Annotated in this window: 22 protein-coding genes; 9 read left to right on the top strand and 13 right to left on the bottom strand. The window is 68.7% G+C overall.

The genetic code is table 11. The features are described 5' to 3' along the window. Positions 1-105: 105 nt before the first annotated feature. A complete protein-coding gene (locus ASG72_RS01955) occupies positions 106-402 on the top strand; it encodes a DUF6460 domain-containing protein (RefSeq protein WP_244488661.1) in 297 nt (98 codons plus the stop codon). Here the strand turns inward: ASG72_RS01955 and ASG72_RS01950 are convergent. Both ASG72_RS01950 and ASG72_RS01945 read right to left on the bottom strand, forming a co-directional pair. Beyond that, entirely contained in the window at positions 399-1490 is a 1092-nt protein-coding gene (locus tag ASG72_RS01950) for a quinone-dependent dihydroorotate dehydrogenase (RefSeq protein WP_056708183.1), read from the bottom strand. The two genes, ASG72_RS01955 and ASG72_RS01950, sit on opposite strands and share 4 nt — an antisense overlap. After that, positions 1487-1831 (bottom strand): DUF952 domain-containing protein, encoded by a 345-nt coding sequence (locus tag ASG72_RS01945; RefSeq protein WP_056708180.1) that lies wholly within the window; start codon positions 1829-1831, stop codon positions 1487-1489. The genes ASG72_RS01950 and ASG72_RS01945 overlap by 4 nt, the downstream gene beginning before the upstream one ends. Before the next feature lie 156 nt (positions 1832-1987). Between ASG72_RS01945 and ASG72_RS01940 the strand changes: the two genes are divergently transcribed. Further along, positions 1988-2614, top strand: coding sequence for a helix-turn-helix transcriptional regulator (locus ASG72_RS01940; RefSeq protein ID WP_056708179.1), 627 nt, complete (start codon positions 1988-1990; stop codon positions 2612-2614). A 6-nt stretch (positions 2615-2620) separates the two neighbouring features. Here the strand turns inward: ASG72_RS01940 and ASG72_RS01935 are convergent, their stop codons facing one another. The 4 genes from ASG72_RS01935 to ASG72_RS01920 form a co-directional block, all read right to left on the bottom strand. After that, positions 2621-4078 carry a HAMP domain-containing sensor histidine kinase gene (locus tag ASG72_RS01935; protein WP_056708176.1) on the bottom strand — a complete coding sequence of 486 codons (1458 nt, stop codon included), beginning with the start codon at positions 4076-4078 and terminating at the stop codon, positions 2621-2623. A gap of 209 nt (positions 4079-4287) precedes the next feature. Further along, complete coding sequence (locus ASG72_RS01930; RefSeq protein WP_056708173.1) at positions 4288-5730, bottom strand: FAD-dependent oxidoreductase; 1443 nt, start codon at positions 5728-5730, stop codon at positions 4288-4290. 20 nt (positions 5731-5750) lie between these two features. Beyond that, entirely contained in the window at positions 5751-6563 is an 813-nt protein-coding gene (locus ASG72_RS01925; protein WP_082540002.1) for a VTT domain-containing protein, read from the bottom strand. 102 nt (positions 6564-6665) lie between these two features. Continuing rightward, positions 6666-7670 carry a helix-turn-helix domain-containing protein gene (locus ASG72_RS01920; protein ID WP_056708168.1) on the bottom strand — a complete coding sequence of 335 codons (1005 nt, stop codon included), beginning with the start codon at positions 7668-7670 and terminating at the stop codon, positions 6666-6668. Positions 7671-7898: 228 nt separating this feature from the next. Here ASG72_RS01920 and ASG72_RS01915 point away from each other — a divergent pair, with 228 nt between their 5' ends. After that, on the top strand, positions 7899-10994 hold the full coding sequence (locus ASG72_RS01915) for a S8 family serine peptidase (RefSeq protein WP_056708166.1): 3096 nt from the start codon (positions 7899-7901) through the stop codon (positions 10992-10994). Positions 10995-11006: 12 nt separating this feature from the next. On the opposite strand, the gene ASG72_RS01910 is transcribed toward ASG72_RS01915, so the two are convergent. After that, positions 11007-13334 (bottom strand): EAL domain-containing protein, encoded by a 2328-nt coding sequence (locus ASG72_RS01910; RefSeq protein WP_082540000.1) that lies wholly within the window; start codon positions 13332-13334, stop codon positions 11007-11009. A 126-nt stretch (positions 13335-13460) separates the two neighbouring features. Further along, positions 13461-14432, bottom strand: a complete 972-nt coding sequence (locus ASG72_RS01905) for an enoyl-CoA hydratase-related protein (protein ID WP_056708161.1) — start codon at positions 14430-14432, stop codon at positions 13461-13463. A 272-nt stretch (positions 14433-14704) separates the two neighbouring features. Between ASG72_RS01905 and ASG72_RS21080 the strand changes: the two genes are divergently transcribed. The 6 genes from ASG72_RS21080 to ASG72_RS01880 are packed head-to-tail and all read left to right on the top strand — an operon-like array spanning position 14705 to position 19012. After that, positions 14705-14869: a hypothetical protein gene (locus tag ASG72_RS21080; protein WP_200939872.1), complete on the top strand. Its 165-nt coding sequence runs from the start codon at positions 14705-14707 to the stop codon at positions 14867-14869. Between the two features lie 54 nt (positions 14870-14923). Further along, a complete protein-coding gene (gene murA / locus ASG72_RS01900) occupies positions 14924-16213 on the top strand; it encodes a UDP-N-acetylglucosamine 1-carboxyvinyltransferase (RefSeq protein ID WP_056708157.1) in 1290 nt (429 codons plus the stop codon). A gap of 31 nt (positions 16214-16244) precedes the next feature. After that, complete coding sequence (locus ASG72_RS01895) at positions 16245-16691, top strand: DUF2948 family protein (protein WP_056708154.1); 447 nt, start codon at positions 16245-16247, stop codon at positions 16689-16691. Between the two features lie 54 nt (positions 16692-16745). Continuing rightward, on the top strand, positions 16746-18038 hold the full coding sequence (gene hisD, locus ASG72_RS01890; RefSeq protein WP_056708152.1) for a histidinol dehydrogenase: 1293 nt from the start codon (positions 16746-16748) through the stop codon (positions 18036-18038). 51 nt (positions 18039-18089) lie between these two features. Then, positions 18090-18563, top strand: a complete 474-nt coding sequence (locus ASG72_RS01885; RefSeq protein WP_056708149.1) for a UPF0262 family protein — start codon at positions 18090-18092, stop codon at positions 18561-18563. A gap of 44 nt (positions 18564-18607) precedes the next feature. Then, positions 18608-19012 (top strand): low molecular weight phosphatase family protein, encoded by a 405-nt coding sequence (locus tag ASG72_RS01880; RefSeq protein WP_082540108.1) that lies wholly within the window; start codon positions 18608-18610, stop codon positions 19010-19012. 27 nt (positions 19013-19039) lie between these two features. Here the strand turns inward: ASG72_RS01880 and ASG72_RS01875 are convergent, their stop codons facing one another. Genes ASG72_RS01875 through ASG72_RS01855 form a run of 5 tightly spaced genes read right to left on the bottom strand, consistent with a single transcriptional unit; the run spans position 19040 to position 23870 of the window. After that, positions 19040-20260 (bottom strand): phosphopentomutase, encoded by a 1221-nt coding sequence (locus tag ASG72_RS01875; RefSeq protein WP_056708147.1) that lies wholly within the window; start codon positions 20258-20260, stop codon positions 19040-19042. Between the two features lie 2 nt (positions 20261-20262). After that, a complete protein-coding gene (locus ASG72_RS01870) occupies positions 20263-21894 on the bottom strand; it encodes an ABC transporter ATP-binding protein (protein ID WP_056708146.1) in 1632 nt (543 codons plus the stop codon). Then, on the bottom strand, positions 21891-22409 hold the full coding sequence (locus tag ASG72_RS01865; protein WP_056708145.1) for a PIN domain-containing protein: 519 nt from the start codon (positions 22407-22409) through the stop codon (positions 21891-21893). Before ASG72_RS01865 ends, ASG72_RS01870 begins: the two co-directional genes overlap by 4 nt. A gap of 8 nt (positions 22410-22417) precedes the next feature. Next, positions 22418-22654, bottom strand: coding sequence for a hypothetical protein (locus ASG72_RS01860; RefSeq protein WP_056708144.1), 237 nt, complete (start codon positions 22652-22654; stop codon positions 22418-22420). A 37-nt stretch (positions 22655-22691) separates the two neighbouring features. Continuing rightward, positions 22692-23870, bottom strand: a complete 1179-nt coding sequence (locus ASG72_RS01855) for an ABC transporter permease (protein ID WP_082539999.1) — start codon at positions 23868-23870, stop codon at positions 22692-22694. Position 23871 lies beyond the last annotated feature (1 nt).

The following is a 23871-nucleotide window of genomic DNA, read 5'->3' as shown; positions in this document are numbered from 1 at the left end:
TCGCTGCCGCACTGCGCCGGGGGCGCTTCGCCGTCACCGGCCGCGCCCCGCGCTCCGGTTGCGTCAGGGCCGCCGCATTTTCCTCGCCCCGCGGATGCGATAAGGGTGCGCACGCATCTGGAGATTCTGGTCATGGCGAATGGTTCGGTGGAACGCTTTCTGGGCGGCTCGCCTCTCGGCGTGCTCGTCCGCCTGCTCTTCATCTCGCTGCTCGTCGGGGCGGCGATGGCCTTTCTCGGCCTGTCGCCGCGCGGGCTCTACGAGGCGGGAGCCCGCTTCCTGCGCTCGCTCGGCAATCTCGGCTTCGGCGCGCTCGAGGAGGTCGGCCAATGGCTGATCGGCGGCGCGCTCGTCGTCGTGCCGATCTGGCTGCTGGCCCGGCTCTTCGCCGCGCGCCGCTAGAAGCCTTCGCCGCGGGCCAGCGCCTCGGCATCGCGCCCGACCAGATCCGCCAGCTTCGCGACGCCGGCGCGGCGCACCGCGTCCACGAGCCCGGCCTTGACGGTTTTCGCGAGCCCCGGCCCGTGGAACACCATGGCCGAATAGAACTGGACCAGATCGGCACCGGCCCTGATCTTGGCGAAGGCGGCCGCCGCGGAATCGACGCCGCCGACGCCGATCAGCGGGAATTGCCGCTCGACGCGCAGGAAGCTCTGAGCCAGCAGCTGCGTCGAGGGCTTGAACAGCGGGCGGCCCGACAGCCCGCCCGCCTCGGCGCGTGACGCGCTGCGCAGGCTCGCCGGCCGCGCCACCGTGGTATTGGCGACGATCATGCCGTCTATGCCGCGGCGACGGGCGACGGCCACCATCCCGTCCAGCTCCGGCAGGCTCAGATCCGGCGCGATCTTGAGCAGCATCGGCGTGGGTTTGCCGCCCGCAGCCGCGGCCTCGTCGCGGGCGGCGAGCGCGCGCGCCACCAGATCGTCCAGCGCCGCTTCGGCCTGCAGGTCGCGTAGCCCGGGCGTATTGGGCGAGGAAACGTTGATCGTCAGGAAATCCGCCACCCCGGCCAGCCGGCGCGTCAGCGTCGCGTAATCGGCCGAACGATCGCGCGAATCCTTGTTGGCGCCGAGATTGACGCCGACGATGCCGCCCCGCGCCCGGCGCGCCGCCAGCCGCTGCGCCACCACCTCCATGCCGTCGCTGTTGAGGCCGTAGCGATTGATCACCGCCTCGTCCTCGACCAGCCTGAACACCCGCGGCCTCGCATTGCCCGGCTGAGGCAGCGGCGTCACCCCGCCGACCTCGACGAAGCCGAAGCCCAGCCCCAGCGCCCCGTCCACCGCCTCGGCATTCTTGTCGAACCCGGCGGCCAGACCGACCGGATTGGGGAAGGCCAGGCCAAAAGCCTGCGTCGCCAGCACCGGATCGTCAGGGGCCGGCGCGAGGCGCGGCGCGGCCGCCAGCGCGGCGACGCTCAACCGATGCGCCGTCTCCGCATCGAGCCGGTGGATCAAGGGCCGGGCGAGGTTGAAGATCCTGTCGATCATGCGACGTCGTCCGGAAAGACATGGCCGCCATCGGCCGCCTGCGGCAAAGGCTGGACCCAGCGCACGCAATCGAGCGCGAGCTCGCCATAGAGATGCGGGAAGAGCTGGCCGCCGCGCGAGGGCTCCTGGCGCAGCGCCTCGCCCAGCCGCCTCGCCTCGACCGCGATCAGCAGCAGGTCGCGCTGCCCGGCGAAATGGCGCGCCGCCGTCTCCCGCGCCTGCGATCCGGTCGAGAAGTGGATATAGCCATCGGCGATGTCGACGGGCGCACCGGCGAAGCGGCCGGAGGCCTCGGCCTCGCGCCAGAGAGCCTCCGGGCAGATCTTGTAGATGAGCGACATGGCAGCACTCTTCGATGGCCGATCGGGGGCTGACATAGCCCGTGCCGCACCTTAGCCGCAACCGGCCTGATCATGGCGAAATTTGGATTGCAGTCTCAGTCGATAGGGGATAAATCCTAGATCTGCCCCCGGCATCGCAAAGGCGAGGCGACCGACGTGCTGTCCCATGACCAGATCTGGAGCGCCATCGACGCGCTCGCCCAGCGCTATGGCTTCACAGCCTCCGGGCTGGCGCGCAAGGCCGGGCTCGATGCGACGACGTTCAACCGCTCCAAGCGCGTCGGCCCCGATGGCCGGGAGCGCTGGCCCTCGACCGAATCGATCGCGAAGATCCTGCTGGCGACGGGCGCCACGCTCGAGGAGTTCATGGGCGCGATGCGCAGCGGGCCGGCCCCGGCGCGTACCATTCCGCTGATCGGCTTCGCCCAGGCGGGCTCGGGCGGCTTCTTCGACGATGGCGGCTTCCCGGTCGGGTCGGGTTGGGAGGAGGTGGCCTTCCCCGGCGGCGCCGACGACAAGGCCTATGCGCTGGAAATCGCCGGCGATTCCATGCTGCCCCTGTACCGCGACGGCGATACCATCGTCGTGTCGCCCTCGGCCGCCACCCGGCGTGGCGACCGGGTCGTGGTCAAGACGCTGGAGGGGGAGGTCCTGGTCAAGCAGCTGAAGCGGCAGACGGCGCGGACGGTGGAGCTCGCTTCGCTCAACCCGGACCATCCCGATCGCATCCTCAACCTCGGCGAGATCGCATTCATGGCGAGGGTGATCTGGGCCAGCCAGTAGCGTCCGTCAGTTCCCGCTCGCCCGCCGCGCCGGCAGCGTCACCTTGAACACCGCCCCGATCTCGGAGGGTTCGAGCTCGATCGTGCCGCCATGCAGCCGCACGAGCTCGGCCGCGATGGCGAGGCCGAGCCCGGTTCCGCCGGGATTGACCGAGCCGCGAAAGGCCTGGAACAGATGCGCGCGCGCCCGCTCCGGCACACCCGGCCCGTTATCGGCGACGCGCAGCAGCAGCATGCCTTCAACCGCCTCGGCCCTGACCACCAGCACCGGCACGGCACCGGCTTCCGCCCCCGCCTGGGTCAGCGCCTGGACCGAATTGCGCATCAGGTTGAGCAGCACCCGCGCCATCTGGTCGGGATCGCAGGCGCCGACCAGCTCGGCCGGAACCTCGTTGACGAACTGGACCTGCTTGTTCTCCGGCAGGCCGAGCATCTCCGCCTGTTCGGCCACGAGCTGGCGCACCGCGACGTCGCGCAGCACCGGCGTCGCCTCCGCCGCCCGGCCATAGGCCAGCGTCGCCTGACAGAATTCGATGGCGCGGTCGAGCGTCGCGATCAGCCGGGGCGCGAAGCGGCGGATCTTGGCGTCGCGCGTCTCGACCAGCCGGTCCGACATCAGCTGCGCCGCCGCCAGCATGTTGCGCAGATCATGGTTGATCTTGCTGACCGCCAGGCCGAGCTCGGCCAGATGCTTCTTCGCGCGCAGCTCGTCGGCCAGCGTCATCTGCATGCGGGCCAGCGCCCGCTCGGCCTCGCCGATCTCGTCGGCGCGCTGCGAGGGCTCGATGATCCGGCGCGGATTTTCCGGCTCGACCTCGAACTCCATGACATTGGCCGCCAATTGCCGGATCGGTCCGACGATCATCCAGTTGAGCGCGAGGTAGACGAGCCCCGCCGTCAGCCCCGAGATCACCAGCGACAGCAGCAGGATGTTGATGGAGAAGGTGACCATGGCCCGGCGCAGAGGCGCCTCGTCCAGCACCATCTCGACGAAATCGGCGCTGCCCATCGCCTGTCCGACGACGCGGATCGGCATCTCGCTCGGCGGGCTGAGCAGGAGCTGGAGCGCTTCGCCGATGGCCGAGACCCAGCTCGGATCACGCAGATCCACCGTCCGCGACACCGCGACCGGCATCGAATCCAGGCTGAGCAGGCGCCGCGCGCCTCCCACCCGGGCCGCGATCGCCCGGGCGCCGACACCCATCAGCAGCCGCGATTCGCTGCCCTCCGGCAGGCGTTCCTGCGGCCCTCCTTCCAGCACCAGCACCGCGATCTGGGCCGCCGCGAGCCGGTCGTTCAGCCAGTTCATCCGGAAATTCGCGACCGAAGGCAGATAGATCAGCACTTCGGCCAGCATCACGAAGAGAACGGTGAGCAGCAGCAGCTTCGCCGACAAGCCCAGCCTGGTCAGCCCTCGGGGGACGCTGACGGAGAGGTTGCTGGCGGTGGGATCGGGCTGCTGCATCGCGAGAAGATCTAGAGCGATGGGTCGAGCTGGGGAGGCCGGCTTCTGAACGTGATCATGCACTCACCTTTTGCGCGATCAGGAACGCCGGTCCTGAATCCTGCTTGGCAATCCTGCGACCGCATATCATCCCGCGCTCGGCTACACATCAGAATTGAGATCGGCGGGCCGGCGCCGCTGGCGCAGTGGCATGGTCACGGCCCGGCGGATCAGCCGAAGCGGCGCAGGAAGGCGATGAGCCTGCGGATCCCCGGCTTCGCGGCGAGCGGCGCGTAGAAGGACACCGCCGCGCGTTTCGAGACCTCGGACAAGGTGGGATAGGGGAAGACGAGCCCCGCCATGTCCTTGACCGACATCCGCTTCTGGATCGCCATGCACCAGGGCACGATCAGCTCTCCGGCACCGGCGCCGACGATCGTCGCGCCGAGAATGCGGCCCTTCTTGTCCGTCACCAGCTTCACGAACCCGTCCGTCTTGCGGTCCGCTTGCGCCCGGTCGTTCTCGGCGAAGGGCCAGCGCAGCAGCGTGACCGCGCCGCGCGCGCGCGCCTCGGCTTCGGAGAGGCCGACGCTGGCCAGCTCCGGCTGGCAATAGGTCACGCGCGGGATCGCGAGCGTCTGCACCCGCACCGGCAGCCGGAACAGGGCGCTGCGCAGGACGAGCCCCGCATGATAATTCGCGACATGGGTGAATTGCAGCCCGCCGGACTGGCCGCTCGCGCAATCGCCGATCGCGAAGACCCGGCGGTTGGTGCTGCGCAGCCCCTTGTCGACGACGACGCCCTTCGCATCGCTCCTGATCCCGGCCAGCTCGAGGTCCAGCGCCTCGATATTGGGCTCGCGCCCCGCCGCCACCAGGAGATGCGTGCCCTCCAGCGTGGTCTCGTCCTCCAGCACCAGCCGCAGGCCGCCGCGCTTCGGCTCGGCCCGCGCCACCCGTGTCTGTTCGAGCACGGTCACGCCTTCGCGCAGCAGCGCCCGGCGCACCAGCCCGACGGCTTCCGCATCCTCGCGGGCCAGCAGGCTCTGCGCCTCGATCAGCGTCACCCGGCTGCCGAGCCGCGCCATCGCCTGGGACAGTTCGACGCCGACCGCGCCGCCGCCCAGCACCAGCAGCCGCTCCGGCAGTTTGGTCAGGGAAAACACGGATTCATTGGTGAGATAGGGCAGGGCGTCCAGCCCCGGGATCGGCGGGGCGGAGGGGCGGGAGCCTGTGGCGATGACGAAGCGGCGCGCCTTGATCGCCTGGTCGCCGACCATCACGGTGCTGCGGCTGACGAAGCGGGCCTCGCCCTTGATCACGGTGACGCCGAGGGCGCCGAAGCGTTCGACGGAATCATTGGGCGCGATCGCGGCGATGACCCGCTGCACATGATCATGCACCCGCGCGAAATTGATCCGGGGTTCGCCGGCCTCGATGCCGAAGGCCCCGGCCTCGCGCAGCGCCTGGGCGCGGGCCCCGGCGGCGATCAGCGCCTTGGAGGGCACGCAGCCGACATTCAGGCAGTCCCCGCCCATCCGGTCGCGCTCGACCAGCACGACGCCGACCCCGAACATCGCCGCGGCCGCCGCGACCGAAAGCCCGCCCGAGCCGGCTCCGATGATGCACAGATCGGGGGTCAGCGGTTCGGGCTTCGCCGGGCTGCCGGTCATCGCGCCTGAATCCTGCCCGCTCACGATGAGCCTCCCTGCTTCGCCGCCCGATGATTGCTGATGCGTCGCCAGATCATCGGAATCAAGGCCACGCAGCCCAGAAGCACCAAGCCGGCGATCAATTCGGGCGTCAGCAGCCGGCTCAGCTCGAGCCCGCCCCCGCAATCGGCGGCGCCGCGCGCGAGGCAGGCGGCGCGGGCTTCGGCCTGCGCCTCGATCACCGAATCGAGCCCTTTGCCCGCGAAGGACAGGGCCAGCGTTCCCGGCACGATGCCGATCAGCGTCGTCCAGCTGAAGACGGCGAGGCCGACGCCGCCGAGCGCGGCAGCCAGGTTGACCAGCCAGAACGGGAAGGCGGGGACGAGCCTGAGAAACAGCAGATACGACACCGCATCGGATTTGAAGCCCGAGAGGAGGTTCGTCAGCGCCGGCCCGGCCCGGCGCTGCAGCGCTTCGCCCAAAGCCGAGCGGGCCACCAGGAACACCCCGATCGCGCCGATCGTCGCCGCGACCACGGAGACGGCTCCGCCGAGCCAGGCCCCGAACAGAAAGCCCCCGAGCAGGGTCAGCAGCGAGGCGCCGGGAAAGGAGAGGGCGACGCTGGCGGCATAGGCGGCCGCGAAACCGAGCAGCGCCACCACGCGGTTTTCGGCCACGAAACGGCCGAGCGCGGCCCGATGCTCCACCAGGGCGTCGAGGCTGAGATAGCGATGCAGGCCGAGCGCATAGGCGAGCGCCATCGCCGCCAGCAGCAGGAGCAACGGGGCGAGGCGGCGCCAGCGCGACCTGCCCGCCGGGCTCGCGGCATCCCGCCCTCCCGCCTCTTCCGTCATCCGCCCGCTCCCCTGTGCCGCACAGGGTATAGGGCCGGGCGCGCCCGCGCGCATCGCCCCGTCACCACCTCGTGAGAAAACCGGGACGCGGCGGGTCCGGTTTCAGCGGCAGGAGAGTTGGGTCAACCAGCTCGTCAGGCTCGCGCCGTCGCGCGGCAGGGCCGGGGCGGCGTTGCGCATCCGCGCGACATCTCTGGGCGTATGGCCGAAGCGGCTCTTGAAAGCGCGGGAGAACGCGTCCTCGCTCGGAAAGCCGAGCTGGCGCGCAATCGCGCCGACGCCCCCGCGCTGCAGGGTACCCGCATTGATCATCAGGCTGGCGCGCTCCAGCCGCCGCTCGCGAATATAGTCGGATACGCCGCCCAGCGGCGAAAACAGCCGGTAGAGCACCGAACGCGACACGGCGAACCGGCGCATCAGCAGCTCCGGGCCGAGCCCGGGATCGGACAGGTGGTGGTCGATGAAGCGCCGCAGCCGCGCCGCCGACGCTGTCAGCGAGACCGGCGCATCCTGGTCTCGCAGCAGGCTGGGCGCCAGGCAGGCCGAGAGCAACGCCGCTGTGGCCTCGATCAGATCTGCGCTTCCTTGCGCCGGCAGGTCGGGAGCCGTCAGCGCCAGGCTGCGCAGATAGTCCCCCGCAATCCGGCCGAAGGCGCTGTGGCGGGGGATGACCGCGCCATGGACGCGATCGAGGCTCGCAGGGTTGAGATTCAGCAGCCCGCGCGGCAGCACGAGGTTGAAGGCGCGCATCGCCGTGGCGTGCGAGGCGAGCGGCCGCGAGAGATCGAGCACGACGATGTCGTTGGGTTCGACCCGGACCTCGGTCGCGTCGAGATCGAGCGTGGTGCTGCCACGGTCGTAAAGCTGGACGAGCAGATGATCGACGCCGACCGCACCGATCAGGCTTTCGTTGCGGGTGTAGCTCTGCGCGCTGGTGGAGACCTCTCCGACCAGGGCGACGCCGAGGTCATGCCGGTCGATCCGGCCCTGGAATGTCTCGCGATAATCGGGATCGAGCGGGCGCACGTCGAAGATGCTCGCGATGCTCTCGCGCCATTGCGCGAACTGCGCCTCACCCGGCGCATGGCCCTGCTGGTCGCCTTCCACGCCTCTGTCTCCGCCCGCCCTTCCAGTCCCGCCCAGGCGCCCCTCGGCGACGCAGCATTTCATAAATGCGGAGCCTGAAACGCGCCATATGCGTGCCGGGATTCACCGCGGGACGAAATCCCCGATGTCCGGGATCAAAGCCCGGATGCCGCTGCTTAACGCCCCCGATCCTGCTCGCTACTGACGCGCTGGCAAAAGCGGGATCGCCGCCGGGCGGGATTATGGACCATGAGACTTTCGACGAAACAGGATTCGAACGGGCGGCTGGTCGCCGCTTTGCTCGCGAGCGCGGCGATGGTGACGGTCCTCGCGGCCGCGACGCCGGCCTCTGCCTTCAGCCTCGACGATTGGCTCGACGGCCGCTTCGGCGGCACGGCCTTGCGCGTCATGCCGCAGACGGCGTTCGCGCCGCGCGCGGAGGCGAGCTTCGCCACCCCCGAATACCGGGCCGATTACGGGCTGGCCAAGATCAACGCCGCCGAGGCCTACGCCCTCGGCTACACCGGCAAGGGGGTGCTGGTCGCGGTCGTGGACACGGGGCTCGACACGAGCCTGCCGGAGTTCGCCGGGCGGATCTCGCCCTGGTCGCGCAATTTCGGTTTCGACCGCCCGATCGGCTCCAGCGACATCCGCGACATCGACTCGCACGGCACCCATGTCGCCGGCACCATCGCCGCGGCGAGGGACGGCGTCGGCATGCATGGCGTGGCCTATAATGCAGAGATCCTGGCCCTGCGGGCGATCGTCAACAACGTCGGCGGCGACACCGCCGCCGCGATCGCCTACGCCGCCGAACGCGGCGCGAAAGTGCTGAACGGCAGCTATGGTCCGGCCTATCCGAGCCGCTTCCTCCTGGATGGCCGCGTCAACCCCGATTACGAGCTGCTCCCCGCCCAGCCCTACGGCATCCTCGACACCGAAAAGGAGGTCGCGGCCATCCGAAAGGCGATGGCCGCCGACATGCTCCTCATCTTCGCCGCCGGCAATGACGGCCAGGACCAGCCGACGATCGCCAAGGATCCCTCGGGCGCGGGGTTCTACGCGTTCATACGCCCGGGCAATTACGCCGCCGGAAAATACGGATTCTTCCGCAACCGCGAGGAGATCGACGGCAAGAACCTCGATTACTCCGATCTTCAGCCCTACACGCTGGTCGTCGTCGCGGTCGACAAGGACAACCGCATCGCCTCCTTCAGCAACCGCTGCGGCGTCGCCGCGGCCTGGTGCCTGGCGGCGCCGGGTGTCGACATCGTCTCGACGATGCCGCGCGGCAGCGGCGCCGGGGGCGGCGACTACGACGCGAAGAACGGCACGTCGATGGCGGCGCCGCATGTCGCGGGCGCGGCCGCGCTGGTGCGCGAGGCGTTCCCCTTCTTCAGCGCGCCCAACGTGGCCACGACGCTCCTGACCACGGCGACCTCGCTGGGCGATCCGACGATCTATGGCTGGGGCTTGGTCAATGTCGGCAAGGCGCTGCGCGGTCCCGCCCAGTTCGCCGGCACCTTCAACGTCGATACCAGGGGCGGCTCGGGAACCTTCGCCAATGATATTTCCGGCGTCGGTCGCCTCGTGAAGCGCGGCGAGGGGCGTCTCGAACTGACCGGCGCCAACACCTATGCCGGCGGCACCGCCATTCTCGGGGGAACGCTGGCGCTCAACGGCTCGCTGACCTCGGCCGTGACGGTGGAACGCGACGGCGCCTTGCGGGGGACCGGCCGCATCGATGCCGCGCTCGCGAGCTTCGGCACGGTTCGGCCCGGCAATTCCCCGGGCACGCTCACCGTGACCGGCCCGATCGGCTTCGCCACGAGCAGCCGTCTGGCGTTCGACATCGACGGCGCGGGGACCGGGGCGGGCGCCGGGAACTATTCGCGCCTGATCGGTCTCGGCCCTTCCGCCTCCGTAACGGCCGGCGGACGCCTCGCGCCCATCCTGCGCGGGATCGACGGTTCGGCCAGCAACAGCTTCACCCCGGCGCTCGGCCAATCCTTCGCCGTGCTCGTGGCGGGCGGCGGACTTTCGGGCAGCTTCAGCGGCCTCGACCAGCCGAGCAACGGGCTGCCGCGCTTCACGCGCTTCGACGCGCTCTACCGGGCCCAAGGGCTGGATCTGGTGGTGACGCCGGCATCCTATGCCGGTCTGTCGGCGCTCGGCCTGTTCCAGAACGGCAATGCCCGCGCCGTCGGTTCAGCCATCGACGCGGCCCGCCCCGCGGCGGGGACCCGGCCCGATTCGGCGCAGCGTGAGCTGTTCGATCCGCTCTACACGACGACGCCGACTTCGCTTGCCGCGACGATAGGCAGCCTCTCCGGCCAAAGCTATGCCGATGCCATGAAGGCCCAGCTCGGCGGCAGCCGCCTGCTCGCCGGCGCGATCGACCGCCGCCTGGTCGATGCCGCTCCGGCGCAGGACATCGCCGCCGCGCCCGCGAGCGCAGCCGGTTTCTCGGCGCTGTCGGGACGCAACGACGGCGATGCGGTCAAGCCGCAGGCCGTGCGCGAGGGGCAGCTCTGGGGCGAGGCGATCTATGGCTTCGGCCGGCAGGCGAGCGACGCCGAAGCCGCGAGCCTCTCGCACGCCTCCTCAGGCGCGCTCGTCGGCGTGGAGCGGCGCTTCGGCAACGACGCGCTGCTCGGCCTGGCCGGCGGCTATCTGCGTACCCAAGGCTCTACGGGCAGCGCCGTGTTCAGCCGCTTCGCGGTCGGAAGCTACAATGCCACGGCCTATGGCGGCGCGTCTTTCGGCAATGTGACGCTCCGCGGTTCGCTCGGCGCCGCCTATGCCGACACCATCGTCGATCGCGGCGTCATGGTCGGCGCGCTGGCGCGTTCGGCCCATGGCGAGGCGTCCGGCTTCGGGCTGTCGGGCCAGTCCCTGCTGGGCTACCGCCTGCCGCTCATGGCCGGCGTCGCGCTGACGCCGGAGGCCGGGGTCAGCTTCGACAGGTTGCAGCGCGCCAGCCTGCGCGAAACCGGCGCCTCCGTCCTGGGCCTGGCCGTCTCCGGCGACACGGTGCTGGCGGCGCGCAGCCTCCTCGGCGGGCGCATGAGCCTGTCCCTGCCGTGGAGCCCGTCGCTCAGCCTCGATATGCGGGCCTATTGGGCACATGAATTCGGCGATGGAGCGATCGTCACCCGCGCCAGCCTGCTCGGCGCAGGCTTCGCTGTGCGCAGCGCCGGCGCATCGCGCGACGCGGCGGTGTTGGGCCTCAACCTGTCGGGCCCGCTGAGCGGGGCGCTGCGCCTGGCCGCCTCCTATGACGGCGAATTGCGCCAGGGCGCATCGAGCCATCGCTTTTCGCTGGGTGTCAGGGGACGCTGGTGAGGCGGTCCCGGTTCAGGCGACGTCGCGCGAGCGCTTGGGCATGAACTGCGCCATCGGCTCCGGCTTGCCGAAGAGGTAGCCCTGGGCCCGCTGCGCGCCGAGGAGCTGCACCGCGATGCGCTGCTGGTCGGTCTCGATGCCTTCGACGACGACGTTCATCGAGAGCCGGCGCGCCAGCTGGCAGACCGCCTCGATGATCGCCTTGGACGCCTCGTTGGTGTGGACGTTGCGGGTGAAGCTCTGGTCGATCTTCACCTGCGCGAAGGGGTAGGTGGAGAGATAGGCGAGCGAGGAATAGCCGGTTCCGAAATCGTCGAGCGCGAATTTCACGCCCAGCGCCCGCAACTCGTCGATCACCTCCAGCGTCACCTTGTTGTCCTCGATCAGCAGCGATTCCGTGACCTCCAGGGTCAGGCGGTGCGAGGGCAGGTTGGCGCGGATCAGCGCGTCCTTGACCGTGTTGACGATGCGCTCCGGCTCGCGGAACTGCAGCGGCGAAATATTGACCGAGACGCCGATCTGGCCGCCCCAGCTCGCGGCGTCGCGGCAGGCCTGGCGGATGGCCCAATCGCCCATCGACGCGATCAGCCCGGATTGCTCGGCGATCGGGATGAAGATGTTGGGCGGGATCATCCCGCGCAGCGGGTGGCGCCAGCGCATCAGCGCCTCGCGCGTGACGATCTCCTGCGTCTTCAGATCGATGATCGGCTGGTAGTAGAGCTCGAGCGTGCCTTCCGTGCAGGCGGTGCGCAGCTCCACCTCGATCTCGTGGCGGGCCAGCATCTCCTCGGCCATGCCGGGGTTGAAGAAGGTGTGGGTGTTGCGGCCCGCCGCTTTCGCCTTGTAGAGCGCGGTATCGGCATGGCGCAGCAGGTCGGCGGGGCCGGCGCCGTCCTCGGGCGCCATCGCGATGCCGATGCTGGCGGTGACATAGACGTTCTTGGTGTCGATCGCGAAGACCCTGGCGAGACTGTCGATCAGCCGCTGGGCGATGCCGGCCACGACGCTGCGGCTCGCCGAGGGCAGGATCAGCAGGAATTCGTCGCCGCCGAAGCGCGCCAGGACATCGCCGGGCCGCAGCACGTCGCGCAGCCGGTTGGCCGTCTCCTTCAGGACGCGGTCGCCGACATCGTGCCCCAGGCTGTCATTGACCTGCTTGAAGCCGTCGAGATCGAGATAGAGCAGGGCGAAGGCTTCCGCCGTGCGCTCGCGCCGGGAGAAGGCCTCGTTCAGCAGCCGGTTGAATTCGAAGCGGTTGGCGAGCCCGGTCAATTCGTCGAACCGCGCCATCCGTTCGATGCGCGCCTCCGTGGCCTTGCGCTCCGTCGCATCCTCCGTGAGCATCAGCACGCCGCCCTCGGCGGCCGGGGCGATGGTGATGACGAGGAGCCGGCCGACCCGGGTCTGGACTTCGCGGGTCACGGTCGATTGCGTATCCTGCACCTGCGACAGCGCCCTGGCGAGGTCGCGCCCCTGATCGGCGTCGATCACCCGCCGCTCGATCAGGAACCGCCCGATCGCCGCCATCGGCGTCCCGGTCAGCGCCAGCGGCTCGGGAATCCCGTAGAGCGCGCGGAACGGCGCGTTGCAGACCGCGAGATCGAGGCGCTTGTCGAACATCGCCAGCCCGTGGATCATCGTGTTGAGGGCGGCGTCGAGGGTCAGGTTCTGCGAGTGCAGCGCGCCGGCGAGCGCCTCCGACTGCTTCTTCGCCTCGCTGAGCGCCAGCAGGTTGCGATGCAGCGAATTGGTGATGGCGATATTGGCGGCGAGATAGAGGAAGGCGAAGTAGCCGATGTAATGGTAATAGTCGTTATGGGCCTGGATCAGCCCGAGCGCCATCGGGATGCAGAAGGTCATCAGCTGCACGGCGACGAATTTCGGGCGCCCGGCATTGCGCGAGACATAGCCGGAGGCGAGCGCGATCGTCGAGGCGACGGAGGTGATGTGCGCCGCGGGATCGTCGGTGATGCTGAGCGCGATGTAGCAGCTGTAGCCGAGCACCGCGCTGAACACGGTGGCGCCGAGGAAATACTCCCGGTCCCAGCGGCGCGTCTGGACGAAACTATCGGCGGAATGGTCGCGGCGGCGGTAGTTGATGACCGTCAGCAGGCGCAGGACCACCACCGCCAGCACGACCTGCGTCAGCTGCGCGAAGATCGGCATGCCGGTGGAAAGCCAGCAGAGATAGGGCGTCAGAACGCCGGCGATACCGCCTGGGATGATCGACCCCGGTGACGAAAACAGGGAGCTGACCAGCAGTCGGTAGGCCGGCAGGTCGTCGCCCATGCCCGCGCGGCGAAGTTCGCCATCCTCAGATCGCTTGGTAGCGTCCGCCATTCACTCCAGCCTTCACCGGGGCCTCATCGGAGCGAAAATCTGACCTGCTGCGATGAATGCCTCGGCGAAGATACATACGCATACGTAAACTTTTGGTGTGAAAACTCGCCTTCAGTGTCGAAAAACCTAGCCTGCGGCTGATCTTGCGAAGGCCATCGGCGTCGGGTCCGACATCCTCTGATAGACGCGCGCCAGCATCCGGTCCTGCGTCGCCGCGATCCGCTGCAGCTTGGAGATGGCGCTGGGGCTCAGCCTCAGCATGCAATCGGTCCAGATCTGGCCGAGATAGGCGAGCTCCTCCCGCAGATCGCCGGAGCGGCGGTTGAAGGCCGAGAACAGCGCGGTCTTCGCCGCGTGGATCGGCAGCGACTCCGCGGCGTATTTGCGCAGCCAGGCCTCGCCGGTTCCGGCGGGGACCACCGCTTCCAGCGCGCCGGCGGCCATGAAGGCGGTCGCGCTCATCTCCTCGCCCGAGAGCAGCATCGATTCCGCGGCCCGCTGGCCCATCCGGCGCGACAGGATGGCGACGGCGGTGATCGGGAAATGGTTGAACTTGATCTCGGGATAGACGAACGAGGCCTGTTCTTCCGCGATCATGACGTTGCAGGAGCGGGGCGCGTCGATGCCGCCGCCGATCGCCTTGGCATGGATGGTCGCCATGGTGATGACCAGCCCGTTCAGGCCGTTGGCGTTGAGGATCGCGCCTTCGGTCGAGAGGCGGGCATATTCGGTCAGGGCGGCGCGGTCGTTGCGGGCGAGGCAGTCGAGATAGAAGTCCAGATCGCCGCCGAGCGTGAAGAACGGACCCTGGCCGCGAAAGGCCAGAAAGCGAACCGGCGTGCGGTGATACTGGTCCGGCGCACCCCAGAGCGCGATGATCGCGCGCTGGATCTTGCCCAGGCTGTCGAGAAGCTGCAGCGTGAAGACCGGCTTGAGCTCTGGGCGGATCGTCACCCACAAAGTGCAGATTTCGCTCTCGTAAGCCAGTTCAACTTCAGGTAGAAAACCGGCCTGGTGCCGGATGGCGTCGATCACCTCGCAGGCTTCGACCGTCTGGATCGGCTGACGCTTGATGGCTGAAGCCAGGTGCTGGAGCATGCGAGCAGATCCTCTGTTGCGACGCAGCGTGGATGCCTCAGCACGGTAGGGGAAGTTAACAGACTGTAAACGAAAACTGGGCGAAATGGTTAATTTCGTTAAGTTTTATTCCCTAACGTCAGAGACTTGCCGTAGCGGGTGCATCCGGCATGCGGCGCCCGGCGGCGGCTCCGGCCGGCAGGGCGTGCTTGTTGAACGGCTCACGGGGGGCTATCGATGCGCCGCGAATTCGCCGTGATCCGGGCGTTGAAGCAGCATGTCGAGTCGATGTCGTGACCAGTACCCCTCGAGACGATGACGAAAAGCGGGCTAGGCTCGCCGCCGCGCTGCGCGAGAACCTCAAGCGCCGCAAAGCGCAGGCTCGCGCCCGTCGTGACGGGGCCGAGCCGGCGGACGAGACGGCGTCGCAGAACCAGGCCGAGACCAGCCGGTCCTGACCTCCCATTTCGCCGTGCCCCGTCTCCTGGGGTTCGGTTCAGCAGGATGAATCGATGGACAAGATCCGCATCACCGGCGGCCAGCGCCTGAATGGCAGCATCCCGATCTCCGGCGCCAAGAATGCGGCCCTGCCGTTGATGATCGCGAGCCTGCTGACGGATGAGACGCTGACCCTGGTCAATGTGCCGCGTCTGTCGGATGTCACCGCGCTCTCCCGCATCCTCTCGAACCATGGTGCCGACCGCACCGTGGCCGGCAAGCGCATCGGCCAGTCGGCCGAGAGCGGCCAGACGATCTCGCTCACCGCGCGCCAGATCGTCGACACCTGCGCGCCCTATGAACTCGTCTCCACCATGCGCGCCAGTTTCTGGGTGATCGCGCCGATCCTGGCCCGCATGGGCGAGGCGCGGATCTCGCTGCCGGGCGGCTGCGCCATCGGCACCCGCCCCGTCGACCTGCTGCTGATGGCGCTGGAAAGGCTCGGCGCCGAGATCAGGATCGAGAACGGCTATGCCCTGGCGCGCGCGCCCAAGGGCTTGAAGGGTGGCGAGATCGTCTTCCCGAAGGTGACGGTCGGCGGCACCCATACCGCGCTGATGGGCGCGGTGCTGGCGCAGGGTACCACCGTCATCGAGAATGCGGCCTGCGAGCCGGAGGTCACCGACCTCGCGGCCTGCCTGACCAAGATGGGCGCCAGGATCGAGGGCGCCGGCACGCCGCGCATCGTCGTCACCGGCGTGGCGCGCCTCGGCGGGGCGCATCACACCGTCCTGCCCGATCGGATCGAGGCCGGCACCTATGCCATGGCCGTCGCAATGACCGGCGGGGATGTGGTGCTCGAAGGGGTGACGCCCGATCTGCTGCAGGCGGCGCTCGATGCGCTGATCCGGGCCGGCGTCGACATCACGGCGACCAATGAAGGCATCAGGGTGAGGCGCAACGGCGCCGCTATCGCGGCCGTCGATATCGAGACGCAGCCCTTCCCCGGTTTCCCGACCGATCTGCAGGCCCAGTTCATGGCGCTGATGACCATGGCCAAGGGCACCTCGCGCATTCGCGAGACGATCTTCGAGAACCGCTTCATGCATGTGCAGGAACTGGCCCGGCTCGGCGCGCGGATCCGGCTGGACGGCGATGTCGCGATCGTCGAGGGCGTGCCGAAACTGACCGGGGCCCCCGTCATGGCGACCGATCTGCGCGCCTCGGTCTCGCTGGTCATCGCCGGCCTCGCCGCCGAAGGCGACACCATGATCAACCGCGTCTATCATCTCGACCGCGGTTTCGAGGCGCTCGAAGCGAAATTGTCGCGGTGCGGCGCGCTGGTCGAACGGATCAGTGGTTGACGTCGACGCAGCCGCTCTCCAGATAGCCTGCATGGCGCATGAAGAAGCCGACCCGCTGAAACTGATCGCGCTCGACGCGGATGATCTCGCGATCGTCTCCGCGCATCTGCAGGATGCGGTGCTCAAGCTGTCGGATATCGTCTATCGCCCGGCGGAGCGCCGCTTCGCGCTGGCCCTGCGCCGGTTCGACTGGCAGGGCTCGCAGAAGGGCAGCCGCCGTCGCAGGCTCGCGGCCCTGCATTTCGAGCGGGTCACGGCGGCGCGTCAGTCCCGCATCGATCCGAAGGCGGAGGGCACGGTGCTGAACCTGCTCGCCATCACCTTCGAGGAAACCGACTCCCCGGCAGGCGCGGTGACGCTGCATTTCTCGGATGGCGCGGCGATCCGGCTCGAGGTCGAATGCATCGAGGCGCAGATGAAGGATCTCGGCCCGGTCTGGGAAGCCGTCGCGACGCCCGACCATCCCGCCGCGACCTGAGCCCCGCCCGCCCTCGCCACCGGAATAGCCCGACACTTCAATCAGGACGATGCGATGCCGATCAGGCTCGATGACCGGGATGCTCGCTTCGAGCAGCAGTTCCAGGCCCTGCTCTCCGCCAAGCGCGAAGTTTCCGAGGAGGTCGACCGCATCGTCGCCGCCATCATCGGCGAGGTGCGCGAGCAGGGCGATGCGGCGCTGATCGCCTGCACCAGCCGTTTCGATCAGCTCGATCTGACGCCCGACAGGCTGCGTGTCACCGAGGCCGAGATCGACGAGGCCGTCGCCTCCTGCCCGCGCGATCTGCTCGTCGCGCTGGAGACGGCGCGCGCGCGGATCGAGGCCTATCACGCCAGGCAGAAGCCCGAGGATGCCTGGTTTAGCGATGCGCTCGGCGTCGAGAGCGGCTGGCGCTGGAGCGCGATCGAGGCCGTCGGCCTCTATGTGCCGGGCGGAACCGCGAGCTACCCCTCATCGGTGCTGATGAACGCCGTGCCGGCCAAGGTCGCGGGCGTGCCGCGCGTGGTGATGGTGGCGCCGACGCCGCGCGGCGAGACCAATCCGCTCGTCCTGGCCGCGGCGCGCCTCGCGGGCGTCGACGAGGTCTATCGGATCGGCGGGGCGCAGGCCGTGGCCGCGCTCGCCTATGGCACGCAGAGCATCGCCCCGGTCGCCAAGATCGTCGGACCCGGCAATGCCTATGTCGCCGCCGCCAAGCGCCGCGTCTTCGGGCAGGTCGGCATCGACATGATCGCGGGTCCGAGCGAGGTGCTGGTCATCGCCGACGGCACCGCCAATCCCGACTGGATCGCCGCGGATCTGCTGGCCCAGGCCGAGCATGACGTCTCCGCCCAATCGATCCTGATGACGAGCGATGCCGGGCTCGCGGAGGAGGTCGAGAAGGCGGTCGAGGCGCAGCTCGCGACGCTGCCCCGCGCCGATATCGCCGGCCGCAGCTGGCAGGATTTCGGCGCGATCCTGCTGGTGCGCGATCTCGAGGCGGCGGTGCCGCTGGTCGACCGGCTGGCGCCGGAGCATCTCGAGATCATGACCGCCGATCCCGAGCGCCTCTCCGGCCTGATCCGCAATGCCGGCGCGATCTTCCTGGGCGGCCATACGCCCGAGGCGATCGGCGACTATGTCGGCGGACCCAACCACGTCCTGCCCACGGCCCGCTCGGCGCGCTTCTCCTCGGGGCTCGGCGTCGTCGACTTCATGAAGCGGACCTCGCTGCTGAAATGCGGGCCGGACTCGCTGCGCGCTCTGGCGCCGGCCGCCGTCAAGCTGGCGGAGGCGGAGGGCTTGCAGGCGCATGGGCGTTCCGTAACCATCCGACTCAATCTCTGACGGCGGGCCGCGCGCCAGCATGCCCCCGGACAGATAGCGAGCGGAGGCGGCATGTCGCAGACCCAGTGCCTGATCGGCGTCACGCTCGACGAATCCTCGCTTGGGCGCGGCACGCCCGACCAGGAGCATGAGCGCGCCATCGCGATCTACGATCTGATCGAGCGCAACCATTTCGTGGTGCCGGGCCATGAGGGCGGGCCCTATCTCGCCCATCTCGCCGTGGTCGAGCGCCGGCTGGTCTTCGAGATCAGGCAGGCGGATGGGGCGCCGCTGGTCACCCATCACCTCTCGCTGACGCCGTTCAAGCGCATCATCAAGGATTACCAGATGGTGTGCGAAAGCTATTATGCCGCCATCCGCACCGCCACCCCCTCGCAGATCGAGGCGATCGACATGGGCCGCCGCGGGCTTCACGACGAGGCCGCCGGCATCCTGGTCGACCGTCTGGCCAGCAAGGTGGAGATCGACCACGACACCGCCAGGCGTCTCTTTACGCTGATCTACGCCCTGCACTGGAAGGGCTGAGAGTGGAGCCCAAGGCGCCCCGCAAGGTGCAGAGCGTGCTCTTCATGTGCGCGCAGAACGCGGTGCGTTCGCCGATGGCCGAGGCGATGGCCAAGCATTTCTTCGGCAAATCCGTCTATGTCCAATCCGCCGGCGCGCGCAAGGGCGAGGTCGACGGCTTCGCCCTGGCGGTGCTCGACGAGATCGGCATCGACGCGCATAAGCACCGACCCAAATCGATCGAGGAGCTGGAGGAGTGGGAGGGGCTGAATTTCGACCTGATCGTGTCGCTCTCGCCGGAGGCCCATCACAAGGCGCTGGATCTGACGCGCACCGCGGCCGCCGAGGTGGAATACTGGCCGACCGTCGATCCCACGGCCTTCCAGGGATCGCGCGAGCAGGTGCTGGACGCCTATCGTGACGTCCGCGACGGGCTGATGAAGCGGATCAAGGAGCGGCTGAAGAGCTGAGCCGGCTTTGAGCGCAGCCGAGCGGCCTCACAGAAAGCTCCGGCCGGGCCCGACCGAGCCCACGCCCAGCCAGTCGCCCAGGCTCGCGGCGATATCGGCGAAGCTGTCGCGCCGGCCGATCGCGCCCGCCGCGAGGCCGGGGCCGAAGGCCAGGATCGGCACATGTTCGCGCGTATGGTCCGTGCCCCTGAAGGTCGGGTCATTGCCATGGTCGGCGGTGATGACGGCCAGATCCCCCGGCCGCAGCCGCTTCTCGAGCGCCGGAAGTGTGCGGTCGAAGGCTTCGAGCGCGGCGGCATAGCCCGGCACGTCGCGCCGATGGCCGAATTCCGTATCGAAATCCACGAGGTTGACGAAGACGAAGCCACCCTCCGGCAAGCGCTCCAGCGCCGACAGGGCCGCCTCGAACATGGCGGCGTTTCCGAAGGCCTTGATCTCCTCCCCGGTGGCGCGATGGGCGAAGATGTCGCCGATCTTGCCGACGCTGACCACGCTCCGCCCCTGCGCCGCCAGACGGTCGAGCAGCGTCTCGCCGGGTGGCGGGATGGCGAAATCCCTGCGATTGCCGGTGCGGCTGAAACCGGTCTCGGGGCTGCCGACGAAAGGCCTCGCGATCACTCGCCCGATCCGGAGCGGATCGACCAGGCGACGCACGATCCGGCAGAGCCCATAGAGCCGCTCCAGCCCGAAATGCTGCTCATGGGCGGCGATCTGGAAGACGGAATCGACCGAGGTGTAGCAGATCGGCTTGCCGCTGCGGATGTGCTCGGCGCCGAGTTCGTCGATGATCGCCGTGCCCGAGGCATGGCGATCGCCGAGAATGCCGGGCAGCCCACCCTCGCTGACGATCCCGGCCACCAGCGCCGGCGGGAAGGCCGGCCGCGTATCCGGAAAATAGCCCCAATCGAACGGCACCGGGCAGCCGGCGATCTCCCAATGGCCGGACGGCGTGTCCTTGCCCTGGCTGATCTCGACGCCGAAGCCATGGCGCCCCTGCGGCGCCGCGGCCGGCACGATGCCCGCCAGATCCCGGCCGGTCGAGGCGCGATAGGCCTGGGCGAGACCGAGCCGCGTGAGGTTCGGCAGATACAGCGGTCCCCGGCGCAGGTTTTCGCGGTCCCCGCGCCCGTTGCGGCAGGCCTGCGCGATATGGCCGAGCGTATCCGCCCCGGCATCGCCATAGAGATCGGCGTCGGCCGCCGCGCCGCAGCCGACGGAGTCGAGCACGATGAGGATGGCGCGCGCCATGCTCACTCCTTCACGGCGACGGCGCCGATATGCTCGACATTCAGCGCCGCCGCGAGCAGCGCCCGCGTATAGGCTTCGCGCGGCGCGGCGAACAGCTCCTCCGCCGGCCCTTCCTCGACGATCCTGCCGTTCTGCATCACCAGCACCCGATGCGCCATGGCACGCACGACCTTCAGATCATGGCTGATGAAGAGGTAGCCGAGCCTTCGCCGCGCCTGCAGATCCCGCAGCAGCTCGACGATCTGCACCTGGACCGACATGTCGAGCGCCGAGGTCGGCTCGTCCAGCACGATGAAGCGGGGGTCGAGCGCCATGGCGCGGGCGATCGCAATGCGCTGGCGCTGCCCGCCCGAGAACTCATGCGGGTAGCGGTCCATCGCGGCGGGGTCGAGCCCGACATCCTGCAGCGCCCCCGCCACCACCTCGCGCCGGTCCTGATAGCTCAGCCCGCGCTTCTGCACCGTCAGCCCCTCGGCCACGATCTCGGCGACCGACATGCGCGGCGAGAGCGAGCCGTAAGGGTCCTGGAACACCACCTGCAGGTCCTTGCGGCGCGGCCGCACCTGCGCCGCGTTGAGCCCGTCGATCCGGTCGCCGAGAAAGACGATCGGCCCTTCCGAGGAGATCAGCCGCAGGATCGCCAGGCCGAGCGTCGTCTTGCCGGAGCCGGATTCGCCGACCACGCCCAGCGTCTCGCCCTCCCGCACCCGGATGGCGATGCCGTCGACCGCTTTCACATGGCCGGTCGTACGGCGCAGGAAGCCCGATTTGATCGGGAACCAGATCTTCATCGGCCCCGCCTCGAGCAGGGTCGCGGCGCCCTCCGGGATCGGGGCGGGGCGGCCTTTCGGCTCGGCGGCGAGCAGTCGCCGCGTATACTCATGCTGCGGCTGGCCGAAAATCTCCGAGACCGGGCCCTGCTCGACGATCTTGCCCTTCAGCATCACCGCCACCCGGTCCGCGATCCGCCGGACGATGCCGAGATCATGGGTGATGAACAGCATCGCCATGCCCAGCCGGGTCTGCAGCTCCTTCAGCAGCGCCAGGATCTGCGCCTGGACCGTGACGTCGAGCGCCGTGGTCGGCTCGTCCGCGATCAACAGCTCGGGCTCGTTGGCCAGCGCCATGGCGATCATCACGCGCTGGCGCTGCCCGCCCGATAATTGGTGGGGATAGGCGCCCAGCCGCGATTCCGCGTCGCGGATCCCGACCAGCGCCAGCAACTCCAGCGTCCGCGCCCGTGCCGCCTCGGCCCGCAGGCCCTTGTGCAACTCCAGGATCTCGCCGATCTGCCGCTCGATGCTGTGCAGCGGGTTGAGCGAGGTCATCGGCTCCTGGAACACCATGGTGATGTCGTTGCCGCGCACCTTGCGCATCGCATCCTCATCGGCGGCGATCAGATCCCGGCCGTGGAACAGGATCTGGCCGGACGGGTGATGGGCGGCCGGGTAGTTCAGCAGCTTGAGGATGGAGAGGGCCGAGACGGATTTGCCCGAGCCGGACTCGCCGACGATGGCGAGCGTCTCGCCCTTGGCGACATGGAAGGAGACGCCGTCGACGGCGAGCGTCTCGCGCCCACCCTGGCGGAAGGTGACGGAGAGGTTTTCGACGGAGAGGAGCGGGGAGGGGGTCACGAAAAGAGCTCGGTTCTCAAGGCGTCCAGGGCGGCAGCCGTCAACTGCACGAAGGTGAAGCGATCTGGAGACATCAGCCAAGCAGCATCCCGTTCCATGCCCCGCATCAGCTTTGCGTCTCCTGTCAGAAAATGAGTGCAGCCGAAATGGTGGGCGGTGGCTGCGTGGATGGCGTCAGGCGTCTTCAGAGATGGGATCCGGGCACGCATGATCGCAGCATGTAGCAAGATCTCCCGGTGCAGAGGCATCGTCCGGAAAAGCAGACCGTCTGGAACGAGGTTCTTCAGATACCAGTCGTGGTTCGCCCGGCTCGCCGGGTCCTCTCGATCCGACGTGCGATCGATCAGGCCTTGATTGGGTTTCGTCAAGACCTCGAGGAGTGTGAGGTCGCTCGTGATGAACGGCGTCTCGGTGCCCGAGCCTTCAGCGATGAGATCGACCAATGCGCGGCTGCCCGGCGTGGACTTTTCTCTCGCGTCGATCAGCGCGCAAGCGTCGAGGTAAAGAAGCGCCATCGATGCCGCTAGCCATCCCACTCGTCGCGAAGTTTGCGCACCCGCGCCACTGAATCATCCGGGGACGGCGCCAGTCCACGCCGATGCTCGAGCAGATCGGCGATCGCATCCGCCCGAGCCTTGCTCCTGGACCGATCCTCTTCCACTTCGATGACGATCTTCGCCGTTCGGGCCAGGCCCAGCTCCGCCCGCAAATCCTCGGGCAGCCGCTCCACCGGATAATGCTCCCTCACGATCCTGTTCATCGCATCGATCCTCGCTGCGGCGATCCTAGCACAGGCCTCACGCGAAGGTCTTGCGCGGATCGAAGGCGTCCCGGACCGCCTCGCCGATGAAGATCAGCAGCGAGAGCATCAGCGCGATCACGACGAAACCGGACAGGCCGAGCCATGGCGCCTGCAGGTTCGACTTGCCCTGCGCCAGCAACTCCCCGAGCGAGGGCGAGCCCGGCGGCAGGCCGAAGCCGAGGAAATCGAGCGAGGTCAGGGTGGTGATCGAGCCGTTGAGGATGAAGGGCAGGAAGGTCAGCGTCGCCACCATCGCGTTGGGCAGCAGGTGCTTCACCATGATGGCGCGGTTGGAGAGCCCGAGCGCGCGCGCCGCCCGCACATATTCGAAATTGCGGGCGCGCAGAAATTCTGCCCGGACGACGCCGACCAGCGCGACCCAGGAGAACAGCAGCAGGATGCCGAGCAGCACGAAGAAGCTCGGCGTGATGATCGCGGCCACGATGATCAGCAGATAGAGCGCGGGAATCGAGGTCCAGATCTCGATGAAACGCTGGAAGATGAGATCGGTCCAGCCGCCGAAATAGCCCTGGATCGCCCCCGCCGCGATGCCGACCACCGAGGAGAGCGAGGACAGGATCAGCCCGAACAGGATCGAGATGCGGAAGCCGTAGATCAGCCGCGCCACCACGTCGCGCCCCTGGTCGTCGGTGCCGAGCCAGTTCCATTCGAGATCGCGGCAACCGGTGCCGCCGCGCCGCTCGGCGACGGCGCGACATTGCTCGTCCTCGAGCATCCAGGTCGGCGGCGCCGGGGCGGGCACCGGCAGATCGAGATTATGGGTGCGGTAGCTGTAGCGGATCGGCGGCCAGATCGCCCAGCCATTCGCCTCGATCTCCTTGGCGATGACGGGGTCGCGATAATCGGTGGTGGCCAGGAAGCCGCCGAACTTCTCTTCCGGATAGGTCTTCGCGATGGGGAACAAGAACTCGCCCTTGTAGCGCACCAGCAGGGGCCGGTCATTGGCCAGGAATTCGGCGAAGAGCGACAGGACGAACAGCGTCAGGAAGATCCAGAGCGACCACCAGCCCCGGCGATTGGCCTTGAAGTTGTTGAGCCTGCGCCGATTGATCGGCGACAGTTTCAGCCAGCCCTGGCCGGGTTCGGCCGGGGCATGGGCCCGCTCGACCGGGCGCGGGGCAATGGGCGGGGCCTCGAGCAGGACTTCGCTCATC

It is taken from the genome of Allobosea sp. Leaf344 (assembly GCF_001426225.1).
Taxonomy (GTDB): Bacteria; Pseudomonadota; Alphaproteobacteria; order Rhizobiales; family Beijerinckiaceae; genus Allobosea.
Note: the sequence above shows the minus strand (reverse complement) of the source record. Positions and strands in the feature narration are given on the sequence as shown.